The 603-nt window shown below is 60.2% G+C and carries 1 protein-coding gene; it reads right to left on the reverse strand.

All coding sequences use genetic code 11. The annotated features are described in order from the left end of the window. The coding region (locus tag NZ705_12515; GenBank protein MCS7293765.1) for a hypothetical protein at positions 1-603 on the reverse strand (603 nt) is incomplete at both ends.

Here is a 603-nt window from a genome sequence, read left to right on the forward strand (position 1 = left end):
CCCTCGCTCGGTGAACTTCACAGCGTTGGAGGTCAGGTTGTTCAGTATTTGTCGGATGCGTACAGGGTCGCCCTTTAGCACAGGCGGGAGATTGGGAGGCACGACGGTGAGCAGCTCTACGCCCTTCTCGTGCGCACGGCTGGCGAAGGCGGCTCCCACCTCTTCCACCACCTCGCGCAGGTCAAACTCCACCTGCTCGAGGGTCATCTTGCCCGCCTCGATCTTCGAGAAGTCCAAGATGTCGTTGATGATAGAGAGCAGAGTTTCTGCACTCCCCTTGATAATCTCCGCATACTCCCGCTGTTCGGGCTGCAGGTCTGTGCGCAGTAGCAGCTCTGTCATGCCGATGATGCCGTTCATGGGGGTGCGGATTTCGTGGCTCATGTTGGCGAGGAATTGCGACTTGAGGCGCGATGCCTCTAGGGCTGCCTCGCGCGCCTGGATGAGCTCCTGCTCGGTCTTTTTGCGTTCGGCAATCTCCTGCTGGAGCTGCTCAGTGCGCGCCTGCACTCTCAGCTCCAGATCGGCATTCAGTGCCTGCAACGCCGCCTCGCGCGCCTTAATCTCCCCAATCATCGTGTTGAAACCTTGCGCGAGCGCGCC

The sequence above is a fragment of the Gloeomargarita sp. SKYB120 genome (assembly GCA_025062155.1).
In the GTDB taxonomy this organism is placed as follows: domain Bacteria; phylum Cyanobacteriota; class Cyanobacteriia; order Gloeomargaritales; family Gloeomargaritaceae; genus Gloeomargarita.